General features: G+C 45.6%; 13 protein-coding genes and 1 riboswitch. Of the genes, 11 read left to right on the top strand and 2 right to left on the bottom strand.

Annotated features, from left to right (window positions below):
• The first annotated feature begins 4 nt into the window (after positions 1-4).
• From AC1MBV_RS15650 to AC1MBV_RS15635, 4 genes are all read left to right on the top strand, one after another.
• Positions 5-1,579 (top strand): AMP-binding protein, encoded by a 1,575-nt coding sequence (locus AC1MBV_RS15650; protein ID WP_480948733.1) that lies wholly within the window; start codon positions 5-7, stop codon positions 1,577-1,579.
• Entirely contained in the window at positions 1,572-2,522 is a 951-nt protein-coding gene (locus AC1MBV_RS15645; protein WP_255749080.1) for a sulfonate ABC transporter substrate-binding protein, read from the top strand. Before AC1MBV_RS15650 ends, AC1MBV_RS15645 begins: the two co-directional genes overlap by 8 nt.
• Positions 2,523-2,535: 13 nt before the next feature.
• Positions 2,536-3,303: an aliphatic sulfonate ABC transporter permease SsuC gene (ssuC, locus tag AC1MBV_RS15640; RefSeq protein WP_255749079.1), complete on the top strand. Its 768-nt coding sequence runs from the start codon at positions 2,536-2,538 to the stop codon at positions 3,301-3,303.
• A gap of 68 nt (positions 3,304-3,371) precedes the next feature.
• A complete protein-coding gene (locus tag AC1MBV_RS15635; RefSeq protein WP_255749123.1) occupies positions 3,372-4,085 on the top strand; it encodes an ATP-binding cassette domain-containing protein in 714 nt (237 codons plus the stop codon).
• Positions 4,086-4,217: 132 nt separating this feature from the next.
• On the opposite strand, the gene adhE is transcribed toward AC1MBV_RS15635, so the two are convergent.
• Together adhE and AC1MBV_RS15625 are read right to left on the bottom strand one after the other, a co-directional pair.
• Entirely contained in the window at positions 4,218-6,833 is a 2,616-nt protein-coding gene (gene adhE, locus AC1MBV_RS15630; RefSeq protein ID WP_255749078.1) for a bifunctional acetaldehyde-CoA/alcohol dehydrogenase, read from the bottom strand.
• A gap of 531 nt (positions 6,834-7,364) precedes the next feature.
• Positions 7,365-8,432: a DUF5105 domain-containing protein gene (locus tag AC1MBV_RS15625; RefSeq protein WP_480948732.1), complete on the bottom strand. Its 1,068-nt coding sequence runs from the start codon at positions 8,430-8,432 to the stop codon at positions 7,365-7,367.
• A gap of 205 nt (positions 8,433-8,637) precedes the next feature.
• Here AC1MBV_RS15625 and AC1MBV_RS15620 point away from each other — a divergent pair, with 205 nt between their 5' ends.
• The 7 genes from AC1MBV_RS15620 to purB all read left to right on the top strand — a co-directional run bounded on the left by AC1MBV_RS15620 (position 8,638) and on the right by purB (position 16,107).
• Entirely contained in the window at positions 8,638-9,762 is a 1,125-nt protein-coding gene (locus AC1MBV_RS15620; protein ID WP_255749075.1) for a TcaA second domain-containing protein, read from the top strand.
• Between the two features lie 478 nt (positions 9,763-10,240).
• Positions 10,241-11,533 (top strand): NCS2 family permease, encoded by a 1,293-nt coding sequence (locus AC1MBV_RS15615; protein ID WP_255749122.1) that lies wholly within the window; start codon positions 10,241-10,243, stop codon positions 11,531-11,533.
• A gap of 616 nt (positions 11,534-12,149) precedes the next feature.
• Positions 12,150-12,428, top strand: coding sequence for a hypothetical protein (locus AC1MBV_RS15610; protein ID WP_255749074.1), 279 nt, complete (start codon positions 12,150-12,152; stop codon positions 12,426-12,428).
• A gap of 101 nt (positions 12,429-12,529) precedes the next feature.
• On the top strand, positions 12,530-12,796 hold the full coding sequence (locus AC1MBV_RS15605; protein ID WP_480948731.1) for an NETI motif-containing protein: 267 nt from the start codon (positions 12,530-12,532) through the stop codon (positions 12,794-12,796).
• A gap of 71 nt (positions 12,797-12,867) precedes the next feature.
• Positions 12,868-12,969, top strand: a riboswitch (purine riboswitch).
• 158 nt (positions 12,970-13,127) lie between these two features.
• The gene (gene purE / locus AC1MBV_RS15600; RefSeq protein WP_480948730.1) at positions 13,128-13,664 is read left to right on the top strand and encodes a 5-(carboxyamino)imidazole ribonucleotide mutase; all 537 of its coding nucleotides are present in this window, start codon (positions 13,128-13,130) and stop codon (positions 13,662-13,664) included.
• Positions 13,661-14,812, top strand: a complete 1,152-nt coding sequence (gene purK, locus AC1MBV_RS15595) for a 5-(carboxyamino)imidazole ribonucleotide synthase (RefSeq protein WP_480948729.1) — start codon at positions 13,661-13,663, stop codon at positions 14,810-14,812. Before purE ends, purK begins: the two co-directional genes overlap by 4 nt.
• Positions 14,809-16,107, top strand: coding sequence for an adenylosuccinate lyase (gene purB, locus AC1MBV_RS15590; protein ID WP_480948728.1), 1,299 nt, complete (start codon positions 14,809-14,811; stop codon positions 16,105-16,107). The genes purK and purB overlap by 4 nt, the downstream gene beginning before the upstream one ends.
• Positions 16,108-16,127 lie beyond the last annotated feature (20 nt).

Here is a 16,127-nt window from a genome sequence, read left to right as displayed (position 1 = left end):
GTCTATGTCACAATTAACACGCGAATTGCATGAGCATATGAAGCCAAGTGACAGATCTATGATAAATGAAGGCAATCATTGGTATTCGGCAGGCGAACTTCAATCCGAAATCAAAAGAATTCAAGCAATTATGGTGCATGCGGGGATTGAAAAAGGGGACAGGGTCGTTCTCGGACTGCCAAACTCCTATTCATTTCTTTGTTTCTTCCTTGCAATTATGGATTACGGAGCAGTTGTTGCAACCGTAAATCCGGAAATGACGGATACGGAATTTAAACGATTCATACAGAGGTGCCGACCGGTTCACGGGTTCGTTCACGATCGGCATGCTGCCGTTTTATTCGATGACACGATGGCTTATTCTTTGAATTCGCTCTGCATTTATCATGGGGATTTGTCGGATCTGTCCTATTACTTCAGAAATAATCACCAATGGATAAGGGTATGGAATGCGGAGGCCGCGTTTGAATCATGTACTTCGGTCGAGCCTCCTGAAGATGCAACAGCCATTCTTCTCTATACATCAGGAACGACCGGGGCACCGAAGGCAGTCGGCCTGACACACCGGCAAGTGTATGCGGCAGCGCGGCATATTATCGCCTCGCACCGACTGAGCGCATCCGATCGTGCTTATAACATACTTCCGCTTTTTCATATCAATGCTCAGGTTGTCACCGTTTTGTCTACACTTCTTTCAGGAGGGCAGATCATAATGGCGCCAAAGTTCAGCGCGTCTAAGTTTTGGAATGTTGTCATCCAAGACAAGGTGACCTGGGTATCGGCGGTGCCGGCGATCATCTCGATTTTGCTTAAGATTCCGAAACCGACGGTCATTCCTGATTCTTTGCGTATGATCCGATCCGCGTCAGCTCCGCTTGCACCGCAGCTGGCAAAACAATTTGATGATGTCTTTGGCATTCCGCTGATCCAATCCTACGGTATGACTGAGGCAGCAAGTCAGATTTGTGTTAACCCGCTGCCGCCTATGAAACGTAAACCTGCATCGGTCGGCATTCCGTACGGCTTGGAATTGAAAGTTGTTGATGATCAGGATCAGGAACTGGCGTGCGGGAAAGTGGGAGAGCTTACGATACGCGGCGACAATGTGATCAGATGCTATGAAGACGGCGCAGGAAAGGACGCTTTCCAAGACGGCTGGTTTCACACCGGTGATGTTGGCTGGGTTGATGAAGACGGCTATGTCTTCATATCAGGAAGGAAAAAGGAATTAATTAATCGCGGAGGCGAGAAAATCAGCCCTTATGAAGTGGAACAGGTCATCCGAACGGTTTCCGGGATAAAACAAGCTGCCGTTATTGGGTTGGATGATCCAAAGTACGGAGAACGAGTTGCCGCTTATATTGTCGCTGAAGAGAAAGTCCAGACTGATCGGCAGGAACTTATACGGGCTGTTTGGGAGCAATGCAAGCGATCCTTATCCGCACACAAATGGCCGGAAACCATAGAATTCTTGCCCGAAATACCCACCGGACCAACAGGGAAAGTTCAAAGAAGCCTGTTAAAGCATCATTTGCTCGTTCAAAATCTTGAAATAGGGAGAATTAATAATCATGCGTAAATCAAAGCTGCTCGCTCTGTCACTTATACTCATTATCGGTTTTCTTGTCTCCGGGTGCGGAACATCATCATCGGACACCGGAAACAAAGTCATTCGCATCGGATACCAAAAAGGCGATGAATTTAACATTGCTCAGATCAGAGGAAATCTAGCCAAAGCGCTAAAGAAACAAGGATATAAAGTGGAGTGGAAAGAGTTCCAAGCGGGTTCGGCATTACTTGAAGCGCTGCGGGCCGGAAGCATTGACTATGGTCGAACAGGAAATACGCCGCCGGTCGTCGCACAAGCATCAGGTACGGACATCGTCTACGTCGGCGTGGGAAAATCCAAAAATGTCGGCAGCGGCATTGTTGTTAAGAAAAACAGCTCAATTACATCGCTTGCCGATTTAAAAGGGAAGAAGATTGCTTTTTCAAAGGGATCCAGCTCTCATTATCTTGTAGTCAAAGCATTAAAAAAAGCAGGCTTAACATTGAATGATGTGCAGCCTGTGTACTTGCAGCCTGCAGATGCACGTATCGCGTTTGAGAAGGGCAATGTTGATGCTTGGGCAGTTTGGGATCCATTCACAGCGGCAGCACAGATTACCGGCAATGCAAAAATGCTTGTCAACGGCAAGGGGATTACGACTGATCGCGACTTCTTCTTGGCGAAACGCAGCTTTGCAAAAAGTCATACAAAGGTCACCAAAACAGTTATGAGTCAAGTATCAGAAGCCATGGATTGGGCAAATAGCCACCATACGGAATTGATTGCAAAGCTGGCAGACGCCCTCAAAATGGATAAGGACATTGTAGCAATGTCTGTCAATCGCCGCACCTATGGCATTGACAAAATGAATAGCACTATTCTCGATGAACAACAATCGATTGCGGATCAATTCTATCAATTAAAAATCATTCCGAAGAAAATCAATGTACGTGATGCGTTGCTGAGCAATTAAGGAGGCATAAATCATGAAAATCAATGTAAGAAAAGATTTGATGCATGTTCTCCCGTGGCTGATTCCGATCGTTTTGCTGCTCGTCTGGCAGGGATTATCGTCATTGGGAGTCCTATCCGCAACGGTGCTTCCTTCGCCGCTCGGTGTTATTCGTGCAGGGATTCGGTTGTTTAAAAGCGGGGAATTGATGAATAATCTCGGGATCAGTCTCTATCGCGCGATGAGCGGTTTCTTGATCGGGGGTATTACAGGCTTTGTTTTAGGACTGTGCAATGGAATTTTTAAAGTTTCCGACTCACTTTTTGATTCTTCTGTGCAAATGCTGCGCAATGTACCGCATCTGTCTCTGATTCCTTTAATGATTCTCTGGTTCGGCATTGGCGAGACACCGAAAATTGTCCTAGTTGCACTCGGTGTGCTGTTTCCGATCTATATTAATACGTATCATGGCATTAAATATGTGGATAAGGAATTAGTAGAAATGGGACAAGCCTATGGATTAAACGGATTATCACTTTTTACGCATATCATTTTTCCAGGTGCACTCTCATCAATTCTCGTCGGCGTCCGTTACGCACTCGGTGTGATGTGGACAACCTTAATTGTCGCGGAGACCATATCATCAAACTCGGGAATCGGCTATATGGCAATGAATGCACGAGAATTCATGCAGATGGATGTTATCGTCCTTTCCATTTTGATTTACGCATTACTCGGCAAATGTTCCGATCTGATTGCAAAACTATTTGAGAGGAGGTGGCTGCGTTGGTCACAGGTTTAAGACAGGCAGATGATCGACCGGTTACTGTACTTCATAGCCAAGATGAACTTTATGGATCGAAAAAGGTTGTGCTGGAATTGCGGAACATCCGCAAACATTATCAGGATCAGCAGGTTCTTAAAGGCGTCAACCTTACCATTCGCGAAGGCGAATTTGTCGCAATCATTGGGAGAAGCGGGTGCGGGAAAAGTACGCTGCTACGGCTGATTGCCGGTTTAGAGCAACAAACAGAAGGCGAAGTGGAACAGAACCGGCAGCCTCTGGCGGGGATCAATCATTCGGCACGCTTAATGTTTCAAAATGGCCGCTTTCTTCCTTGGAAAAAGGTGGTTGATAATGTTGGCATCGGCTTGAATGGCAATTGGAAAAAAAGTGCTGTGGAAGCACTGGAAGCAGTAGGTCTGTCCGGATTTGCTGATAAATATCCATTGACATTATCCGGCGGGCAAAAACAGCGAGTCGCGCTCGCGCGGGCATTAATCAATCAGCCGGAACTGCTCTTGCTTGATGAACCGCTCGGCGCGCTGGATGCATTGACCAGGATGGAAATGCAGGACTTGATTGAAAAGGTATGGAAAAAGCAGGGCCTGACCTGCATCCTTGTGACTCATGATGTGGAAGAGGCAGTTCGATTAGCGGATCGTGTTATTCTGCTTGAGCAGGGCGTAGTCAGCGAAGATCTTGCCATCCCTCTTGAGCGGCCGAGAACACGAACGTCGGCATCGTTTAATCACTATACCGAACAATTGCTTTACAAATTACTTACGCCTAAGAATAACTGATAAGAATTTGCTAGTCTGTGAAACGTGGGCTTTTTAATTGGCCTTTCGAAAGCATAAGCAGATTTCAATAAACAAAAAAATCGAGAGGATTCGTCTCCTCTCGATTTTTCATTTTGTTGTTGGGTGTAGGGTCTAGATGCCCTTGAATGCTTGACGATAGATTGCTTCCAGTTCGGTAACCAGCGGCATCTTCGGGTTGGCGGTCGTACATTGATCGCCAAATGCACGATCAGACATCTTTTCAACAGCTTTTTCAAAAGCTGCTTTGCTGACACCATTTGTTTCAATGCTCATCGGCATATTCAGCTCTTGAGTCAGTTTTTTAATCGCCTGAACGAGGTTTTCCACACTTTCTTCAGTCGTCTTTCCGCCTACACCGATGATCTGTGCAATCTCTGCATAGCGTTCATCGGCAATAAAGTGTTTATATTTCGGGAACGATGTGAACTTCGTCGGCTTCTGAGCATTGTAACGGATGACATGCGGCAGAAGAATCGCACAGCACCGGCCGTGTGCCAGATGGAATTCGTTGCCAAGCTTGTGCGCAAGGCTGTGATTGATTCCCAGAAATGCATTAGAGAATGCCATGCCGGCGATGGTTGACGCATTATGCATTTTCTCTTTTGCTAATTTGTCGCTGCTGTCCTTATAGGAGCGCGGCAAGTATTTGAACACGAGTTGAATTGCTTTGATACAAAGTCCGTCTGTAAAATCATTGGCCATGTTGGACACATAGGCTTCAATCGCATGCGTGAGCACATCCATACCGGAATCGGCGAGCACGCGCGGCGGTACAGTCATGACGAATTCCGGATCGATGATCGCCACATTTGGTGTCAGCGCATAGTCGGCGAGCGGATACTTCATATCATTTTCTTTGTCTGTGATCACGGAGAAAGAAGTCACTTCTGATCCGGTTCCCGACGTGGTTGGGATTGCGACGAATTTTGCTTTTTTACCGAGATCAGGGAATTTAAAGACACGTTTCCGGATGTCCAAGAACTTTTGTCTGAGTCCAAAGAACTCTGTTTCCGGGCTTTCATAGAACAGCCACATACCCTTTGCCGCATCCATTGCCGAACCGCCTCCCAGGGCAATGATTACGTCCGGTTTAAAGCTGCGCATCATTTCAGTACCTTTCATAACAGTAGTGACGGATGGATCCGGTTCCACATCAGAGAAAATTTCGTACTGGATCGGTTCATTTCGTTTTCTCAAATAGTGGACAACACGGTCGACGTAGCCGAATTTAACCATGCCCGGATCGGCAACGATAAAAGCGCGTGTAATATCCGGCATCACCGACAAATACTTGGTTGAATTTTTTTCAAAATAGATTTTCGGCGGAACCTTGAACCACTGCATGTTGTTGCGGCGATTGGCCATCGTTTTAATATTGATCAAGTTCGCTGTCCCGACGTTTGTGGATACTGAGTTGCCGCCGTACGTGCCGCAGCCCAAGGTCAGTGATGGAATAAAGTGGTTGTAAATGTCCCCAATACCGCCGAGTGACGATGGCGCATTAATGATCAGACGGCCGGCCTTCATCTTCATAGCAAAGGCATTAATTACTTTTTGGTCGTTTGAATGAATAACTGCCGAGTGCCCGATGCCACCAAATTCAAGCATTTCTTCACATCGCTGTAAGCCTTCTTCGGTTGTTTTCGCTTTGAAACAGGCGAGCACAGGACTCAGTTTTTCACGTGAAAGCGGTGATTCCGGGCCAACACTGTTCAGCTCGGCAATGATAACCTTAGTGTCATCCGGAACTGTGACGCCGGCAAGATTAGCAATGTATGCGGCCGACTTGCCGACAATTTTGGGATTGACGGCGCAACGCTTTTCATCAATGACCAGTGTCTCTACTTTTTTCCGTTCTTCATCATTTAAGAAGTAGCATTTGTTTGCGGTCATTTCTTGTTTGACCGCTTCATAGACTGCTGCGTCCACAATGACTGCCTGTTCCGAGGCGCAAATCATGCCGTTGTCAAAGGTCTTGGAAAGGATCAGATCGTTCACCGCCTGCTTAATGTCGGCCGTTTTTTCGATGTACGCAGGTACGTTCCCAGGACCAACGCCGATCGCCGGTTTGCCTGAACTGTAGGCGGATTTAACCATGCCTGAACCGCCGGTCGCGAGAATGAGAGCCACGCCGGGGTGATGCATCAGCTGCTGGGTTGCGGCAAGTGATGGTGTTTCAATCCATTGAATACAATTTTTCGGTGCTCCGGCACGTATCGCGGCATCACGAACCACGCGAGCCGCTTCGCTGCTGCATTGTTGCGCCGACGGATGGAAGGCGAAAATAATCGGATTTTTTGTCTTGATTGAAATGATGGATTTAAACATCGTCGTTGATGTCGGATTGGTCACTGGAGTAACACCGGCGATGACGCCAACTGGCTCGGCGATTTGGACAATTTCTTCATACGGATCCTCGTTAATGATGCCAACGGTTTTGTTAGTTTTTATTGAGTTATAAATGTATTCGGTTGCAAAAATATTTTTAATCATTTTATCTTCATAAACACCGCGTCCGGTTTCTTCGACGGCCATTTTCGCCAATTGCATGTGCTGATCAAGTCCGGCCAGAGCCATTTGTCGTACGATCTCATCAATTTGCGTTTGGTCAAGCGGTTTAAATTCATCCAGTGCGGTCTGAGCATTCGTTACCAATTGATCGATCATCGTTTCCAATGTTTCTTTTTTCGAATCCTTTGGATGTAATGCTTGTTCTTCAATAGCCATATGGTGGTCCTCCTTCGGAAAATAGGGATCATGACTTTGTGAATTAATTCACATATATAATTTACTTTATAACCAGTGGATTGGCAACAATTACGAAAACGCTGTCACAAAGTGGCCATTTGATTTTGTCTGATTTGTGTCGAGCAAATAATTGAGGTTTTAAGCAACAGTAAAGTGGGTTGCATCTTTGTTGCGCAGTAGACGGAAGAGGTGCAATAACTCGTAAGATGTGCGGATGTCTGGACTTGTAACGAATCGAGAAAAAGTCGTAACGAAGACTCTCAAATTCGTAACGAACTAAGGAAAAATCGTAACGAACTTCTAAAAAGTTGTAACTAATTTCAAACGAAGAGCGGAAATTCAACCCAACACTCGAAAAGTTCAACCCAATCTCTGGAAAGTTCAACCGAAGAGAGAGAAAACCCATTCGTCTCAACTGCTATCCGCTTGTCCCGCTTTCTCGGTTGAAAAAAGCGAATTGAGCGCACCTGCTCAATTCAGCTTAGTCCATAAAGCATTGGCGACATTAATTTAATACCCGCCCGTCATATCGCTGAGCAGTCCCTCGTAATCGTAATTTGCCGTGCTTTTTTCAGAATCGACCTCCCATTTGTTTCCTTCCTTCTTAAGATTGATTTTATAGCTGTCGTCGGATGTCTGTGTATCAGTATTTTTAAACACCTCCCCAATATTTTTTGCCATGTACACATACCAGCCTTTCAGCGCAGCATCATAGTCCGAATATTTGCCGCGGTTGTCATCAATAAACTGATCCTTCAATTTTTCAATCTCGTCATACATGTCGTCGAGGAAAAGTACTTTTGGAGTAACTTCGACAACGGCTGAATCCGGAAGGGCTGTATCAACCTTTAGAACGACGCTTCCTTTTTCACGATTGGCGCTTTCAAAGGCTTCATAAATTTGATTGGTTTGCTCATCAGACAACTGATCATCGAGCTCGCTGCCCATATTTTTGATGAATACGTCTTTCATTTGCGCTTTATCTTTATTTGCATCATTGGCGACAAGGGTTGCGTAGTTCGAATCATCTTTTCCAAAGAAAACAGTTTGTATATAGGCGTTCATGGAATCCTTAATTTGCTGCTGATCGTCTTTGAACTTCTTGGTATTAATTTTTACAACAATTTCATCAACCTTTTTATCTCCTTTATAGACGTTTGGCTGAAAGTGCAGTTCATAGGTTTTGTTCTTGGCGACTCGAAACGGAATGTAGCCGGTTACGGTTTTATCTTTGGCAAGGGAGTCAGTGTCCAGCATTTTAAAGCTGCCTTCTGAATCGTCATAGATGGAGTCATCCACCGATACTTTTTCATTCTTGGAATCATAGAGTGAGAAGTCATCAGTGAGCAGATCCAGCGAATCGTCGGAGTGGTTGGTAATACTGATATTGAGCGCGAGCAGTGCGCTATCGTCGGAGTTTTCTTGACCATCCTTTGTAATATATTGGCCGTTTTTCACTGTCACCGTCGCAATATCGGATTTGCCTTCTTCTTTCTTACTGCTTGAGTTGCCGCATCCGGCAATGAGCAGCAGAAGTGCGAGTCCCATGATGAGCAAAAGCTTAAGTTTAATCGTCATCGCCCCCCAAAATTGTTTGAAGTTCGGTTTGTCATGAAACCGTCAAAAAGTCTACGGTCAGTTCTATGTGATCACCTTTAAAAATAGACTGGATCAGTTTGTACCATTTTCATCCGCATGAAAAAATGCAGCTTTGATTAAATAGGAGTCACTTCACGAATTTTGCAGCATAGAATGGGCAAATACGGAAGGAGACGTGAAAGCGATGCGATTAGGAAAAAGCAGCATGGTGATCATCGGCACGTTCGTACTTATATTAATGTTTCTTCTTATTCTAGTCGGTATAGGTCACTCGAAGTCTTCTCCAGAACACCTGCTTCAGAGCTTTAAGGAGACGATCAAGACTAACGATGCGTCAGCACTCAAGCAGCTGCTCATTTCAGATAATAAAAGTGCTGAAATTACGAAATCCTCATCTCAGGCACTGCTTAATTATTTGCGTACGCACAAGGGAGCCTATCGAGAAATAACCGACAGCCTGACAAAGGCGGCACAGACAAAAAAATTAGATTCGGACGGCGTCCTGAGTATCACGCAACAGGGACGACGCTATCTGCTTTTTAAAAATTATAAATTGAAGCTTCAAACGCAGCCGATTACGGTAACTGGGTTGCGCAAGGGTGAACAATTGGCACTCAATGCTGATCAACAGGGAATTGCACATAAGGGAACCAAGTATGGACGAATTCTTCCCGGAACCTATGTTCTTCAAAAACAGCTGACCAATGATTTAGGCATTTTTGTAAAAAAAGAAAAAATAGCAGTGTGGGATCAACCGATAACAATCGACGTCAATTCGGCGGCCTGGATAGCACGTGATGCGTCGGTGCAAAAAGCAGTGATTGAGCGCATTAATCAGTTTAACAGCGAAGTATCCATTTGGGAGACTTCTGAATATGTACCGACAAAACTTCCTTCTGCTTCGGAACAATTTAAAAAGACCCAATCGGCTGCACGAATGATGCAATTCGAACAAATAAAGGGACAATTGGATGAAGTTCAATCTGCCTATTTAGGGATGGTGGTTGATCCGGACAGCCTGACGCTGACGCATTTCGGGGATCAATGGAACGCCTCAGTAGATACTGTTGTTTCCTATAAATACGGTTATAAGCTAAAGAAAGAGAAACAAATGAAAGACGATTCCTATCAGCGAGGCATCAATTTCCGGCTGGTTTATGATAAAAATCAGAAGCGTTGGCTGGTAAATGGAATTTCCGATAATTATATAACGCTTCAAACGGCATCTCTATGGACACATAAAAAGAAGCTGTCCGTCCCAAATCCGGTTGTTCACACATGGCCTGCAGACAAACAGCCGAATTTGTAGGAATATAAACTGCTTGAAAACTGCACCCTATCTCCATGAAGTATGAATAGGTGTTATCCCCAAAAAGAAAAGCCCAATGAAAAGAGCGAGGCAGTCTCAAAATCCGTTTTGAACTTTGAGACTGTCTCTTTTCTATTGAATAACATAAAGGCGAATTGATTGGTGGCTGGTTTTGCCCGAATGGGCCATTCTTTTTTCTAATTCCGAACGTTTACCAAAATAAATTATATAGCGTTCGCTGTTTCGTTGACGGCGGCTCCTATCTGCTGATATAATGAACGATGTAAAAAAAGAGTTTTATTTTGTCTGCATACGTCGAAATTAATTTTCAACATGTCATCATGAGTATTGCATTTATTCTATTCGCTTCATTGGCTTTGAAGCTTTTTTATTTTGGGTTCATAGCCGTTCATCGACAAATATTGGCGGATGCGGACAAAATAAGAAAATGAGGGGGATTATTGTGAACGAGAATTGGTTGTCACGTTATTTTCAATTTTCCGAGTTAAAGACAACTTTAGGCCGTGAAACACTTGCTGGTTTGACTACCTTTATTTCCATGGCGTACATATTGTTCGTCAATCCGAGTGTTCTCGGTGCATCAGGCATGGATAAAGGTGCTGTATTCACAGCAACCGCGATTTCCAGTGCGCTTGGCTGCTTGATCATGGGTATCATAGCTAAGTATCCGATTGCAATCGCACCGGGGCTTGGTGTTAACGCATTTTTTGCTTATTCAGTATGCATCGGCATGAAAATTCCGTGGGAGACGGCACTGGCCGGCGTATTCATTGCATCGGTAGTGTTCTTTCTGATTACGATTTTCAAGCTTCGTGAAATTATTATTGACGCAATTCCGCAAAGCCTGAAGCTGGCAATGGCTGCAGGTATTGGCTTATTCATCGCATTTATCGGCCTTCATGAAGGCGGTTTGATCGTTGCCGACAAAGCAACGACAGTAGCTTTCGGACCGCTGAATGTCGGCACAACTTGGCTGACCATCTTCGGATTGATTGTCACGATCATCCTTATGGTTCGAAAAGTTCCCGGTGCTATTTTCATCGGCATGGTTCTGACTTCGATTGTGGGCATCATTTTCAAACTGATTCCGCTTCCGTCTTCGATTGTTTCGACTGCGCCTAGCCTCGCGCCTACTTTCGGCAAGGCTATTACGCATGTTCCGGACATCAATACATTACAGCTCGGCGTTGTTGTCCTGACGTTCCTGCTTGTTACATTCTTTGATACGGCCGGCACGCTGATCGGACTTGCTGAACAAGCCGGATTCATGAAGAACAACAAAATGCCGCGCGTCGGACAAGCACTGCTTGCTGACTCGACATCAATGCTTGCAGGTTCTGTACTTGGTACATCACCAACCTCTGCTTACATTGAATCATCAACAGGTATTGCAGTCGGCGGACGTTCCGGATTCACTGCGGTTGTTACCGGTATTTTGTTCCTGTTCGGCATGCTGTTCTCGCCGCTGCTGTCTGTTGTTACATCACAAGTAACCGCACCTGCGCTGATCATTGTCGGTGTACTGATGGCATCTGCTTTGAAACAAATTCCTTGGGACAAATTTGAAATCGCGGTTCCTGCATTCCTGACTGTACTCGGCATGCCGCTGACGTACAGCATCTCTGATGGTATCGCACTTGGTTTCATTCTTTACCCGATCACGATGATCACGGCAGGACGCTGGAAAGAAGTTCATCCGATTGTCTACGTACTGTTCTTTGTTTTCATCGTCTTCTTCGCATTAATCTAAAAGCGATCTTTTTAAAAGCCTTCCTCATTGAGGAAGGCTTTTTTGCAGGTAAAGAAAATTTATCGTTCTGCCCTGCTGACGATGAGCCTCATAAGCTGCTGATTCCCATCTGCTCTTAGCGGTTGGGCGATGAGGTAAGCGCCCAATCTGATAAATAGACGGAGAAATTACCCTTATTTAGAAAATGAGCGAAAAAATCGCTTAAATAGACGGAAAAATTCCGCTTATCGAATCTAAAAACATGAAAATAGAGAGCTTTGCTGTGCATAAGCGGAAAAATTACCCTTATTTACCGGCAAAATAAGCTCCATGGTGATATAAGCGGAAAATTTCCGCTTATTTTATTTGTTGCTTATAAGGATCAGAATGCTTAGTGAAACAGAAGTAGGATGTGCCAGAAGTTGCCTGCGGGCTCGAAGTGCACCCGCGGTCGCGCTCAGTTTGCCCGGTTTTTCTAACGCGACCTGTGCACCTGCTCAAAGCATAACCAATGTCCCTTTTCGCTTCAAAACATTTTTCGCGGCATAATGCATTTTGCAGGATCCCTGTATTGCCGAATACATGCTCCTCGTCAGTGACATGATAAGGATAATCTATCCTGAAAGGCGTGAACGAAATGGCTGCTTTAATCATTGCGATTTTGTTTTGGATTCTTGGAATGGCTGTGCTCTGTGCAAGCTTTTATCTGACGAAAGAGATGAGACAGGCTGGTGACCACTTAATTGTGGAAGCGGAGCATGAGAAGGGAAAGGATGATTCTGCAAGTATAGCCATGGCGATCGAAGCAAGCTTCCTGAAGCGTATTCCAAGTTACATGATTCACATGGTGACAGGGACCATCGGTGCAACATTGATTGCACTTGGTTTTGTCGCACTTGCTTTTTACGTTCATTAATGAAGTGTCGACGAAGCCTGTCGAAGCAGCAGGTTAATTGATATAATAAAAATATGAAATTTCGATAAAAGATGACATTTAACGCGTGCAGCTGCGCGTGATTGACATGGAGCGGTGAACATTCATTGGGAAAACGAAAGCAAGGGAATTCGGATAAGCGATCAAACATTACGCTATTGAAAAAGCAATTTACTGTCGGAGAAGATGAGACCATCAGTCAATGCCTCGAACGGATGAAAGCCGAAGGATACGCGCCGATCAGGCGGACAGAGCGTCCGATTTTTCGAGAAACGGAATCAGGACCGGAATGCATCGGTCGGCAATGTGTTTTCGACGGAAAATTGATTTCGTCAAAAGGCGAACAATAGTACGAAACATTTCATCTAATGTTCGATAATCCGGTTGACATGCGGTGAATGTTGTTGATATGATGAGAGGGTCAAAAAGAAAAGCGAACCCTCATATATTTTTGGGAATATGGCCCAACTGTCTCTACCTGGCGACCGGAAATTGCCGGACTATGAAGGGAAAATAGCAACGTTTTGTTGGAAGCCGCTGCCCGCGGTTAAAGACCAGACGGTTGTTTTCTCTTCATTTCAGGAAAACAGCTGTTCTGGGCTTTTTATTGTCTAGATTTTGACTGTGTTTAAAGAGGTTGAGAGACAGAAAAAGAGCTGATGATGTCGATTCAGCTCGGCAATGTGTTTGTTCACGCTCTTTTTAAATGCTTTTTATTTAGGAGGCAGTATTGTGAGTCAAGCAGTAGTTGGTGTGATTATGGGCAGCAGCTCCGATTGGGAAACCATGAAGAATGCGTGCGATGTTTTGGATATGATGGACATCCCTTATGAGAAGAAGGTTGTGTCCGCGCACCGTACACCTGATTTAATGTTTGAGTATGCGGAGACTGCACGCGAACGCGGAATCAAAGTGATTATTGCAGGTGCAGGCGGAGCCGCACATTTACCGGGTATGACCGCGGCAAAGACGACCTTGCCGGTCATCGGCGTTCCTGTGAAATCTCGGGCACTCAGCGGCATGGACTCATTATTATCCATTGTTCAGATGCCGGCCGGCATTCCGGTGGCAACTGTTGCGATTGGTGCATCCGGGGCGACCAACGCCGGTTTACTCGCTGCTCAGATGCTCTCGGCATTCGATGATCAGTTGAAGAACCGTTTAGAAGATTATCGTGCATCTCTGGCCAAGAAGGCAAAGGAAAGTGATCTGAAATGAAACAGAAAACGATTTTGCCGGGACAAACCATCGGCATTCTCGGCGGTGGACAATTAGGACGGATGATGGCAATCAGTGCCAAGCAAATGGGCTATCGGATTGCTGTACTTGATCCGGTTAAGGATTGCCCGTGCGCGCAAGTCGCAGACATCGCAATCGTTGCTGATTACGACGATCCGGAAGGCGCGAAAAAAATGACGGCATGCGCCGATGTCGTTACTTATGAATTTGAAAATGTAGACGTTCAGACGGTGGACTACCTGCAGGAGAACAGTTATCTTCCTCAGGGCGGCCACCTGCTTGAAATAACCAAGGACAGGCTTAACGAAAAAGCGGCAATCCGCGAAGCGGGCTTGCCGGTTGTTCCCTATATGCCTGTCCGTAATCATGATGAATTGAAAAAAGCTATTGCTGAAATTGGATTTCCGTCCGTACTGAAAACAACTCAGGGCGGCTACGATGGAAAGGGCCAGTACGTTCTCAAGTCTGAATCAGATTTAGAGGAAGCACGCCCTTATATAGGAAAGACCCCTTTTGAACTGGAAAAATGGCTTCCATTTGAAAAAGAAATCTCTGTTATTGTTGTACGCAGCACGACCGGGGAAACCTCTGTATTCCCGGTTGCTGAAAACATACATCGTCATAATATTTTGCATCATACTCTAGTGCCGGCGAGAATACCTGAAAGTCTCCGCGTTGAAGCAACCGAACATGCGTTGCAGCTTGCGGAAGCCCTCAAGCTCGTCGGCACGCTTGCCGTCGAAATGTTTGTCGGCACGGACGGAAAGGTGTACGTCAATGAGACCGCACCGCGTCCGCACAACTCCGGACATTTTTCAATTAATGCCTGCGAGACGTCTCAGTTTGAACAGCATGTGCGTGCGATCTGCGGTTTGCCGCTGTCCAGCACGCAGCTGCTCAAACCGGTCATTATGATCAATATTCTTGGCGAGCACGTCCAGCCTGTTTTGGACAAAATTGATTTATTGAAATCCGCGCACCTCCACTTATATGGAAAAGACGCGGCGAAAACCGGACGCAAGATGGGTCATCTGACGATCCTTGGTGACACTGTTGATGAAGCAATTGAGCAAGCAGAGAGATTAGGAATATGGAAAATTGAACAGGAAGTGGGTAAGCATTCATGATTGATCGGTATACACGGCCGGAAATGGGCGCGATTTGGACAGAAGAAAACAGATACAGGGCTTGGCTTGAAGTGGAAATTCTTGCCTGTGCCGGCTGGTCGGAACTTGGAGAAATTCCTAAGGAAGACGTTGAAAAGCTGAGAAAAAATGCGACATTCACGGTTGATCGCATCCATGAGATTGAACAACAGACGCGTCACGATGTCGTTGCGTTCACAAGAACCGTTTCCGAATCGCTAGGCGACGAAAAGAAATGGGTACATTACGGTCTGACCTCAACGGATGTTGTGGATACCGCTCAAGGCTACCTGCTGAAGCAAGCAAATGAAATTTTGGAAAAAGATATTGAGCATTTTATTGAAGTCATCCGCCAGAAGGCGAAAAAATATAAGAATACGGTCATGATGGGCCGTACCCACGGGGTTCATGCCGAACCGACAACCTTTGGCCTTGTTTTAGCTCTGTGGTATGAAGAAATGAAACGCAATCTGGAACGTTTCAAACGCGCGGCTGACGAAGTGCAATACGGCAAAATTTCCGGTGCGGTCGGCACGTACGCCAACATTGATCCGGCTGTTGAAACCTATGTGTGCGAACATCTCGGGATTAAGCCGGCACCAATATCGACACAGGTGCTTCAACGTGATCGTCACGCACACTATATGTCCGTACTTGCGCTGATTGCGACCTCAATTGAGAAATTCGCGGTTGAAGTGCGCGGACTGCAGCGTTCAGAGGTTCGTGAAGTTGAAGAATATTTTGCGAAGGGTCAGAAAGGTTCGTCCGCGATGCCTCATAAGCGCAATCCAATCGGTTCGGAAAACATGTGCGGACTTGCCCGCGTGATTCGCGGTTATATGTTGACTGCCTACGATGATGTGCCGCTTTGGCATGAACGCGACATTTCCCACTCATCGGCAGAACGGATCATTCTTCCGGACGCGACCATCGGCCTGGATTATATGCTGAACCGTTTCTCAACGATCATTGAGAAGCTGACCGTTTTCCCTGAAAATATGAAACGCAATATGAAGCGTACCTTCGGCTTGATCTTCTCGCAGCATGTTCTGCTCGCCTTGATTGAAAAAGGAATGAGCCGCGAAGCTGCTTATGATATCGTTCAGCCGAACGCAATGAAGTCATGGGAGACGGAAACGCCATTTAAAGAAATCGTTGAAGGCGATGCACGCATTACCAATCAATTGACTCAGGCTGAAATTGATGCCTGCTTTGATGAAACCTACCACCTGAAAAATGTTGACTTTATCTTTGAACGTCTGGGTTTGAACGACTAAATCTGTATCTTCAGCGAAAA

The organism is Sporolactobacillus sp. PKPK-6 (assembly GCF_056678885.1).
Note: the sequence above shows the minus strand (reverse complement) of the source record. Positions and strands in the feature narration are given on the sequence as shown.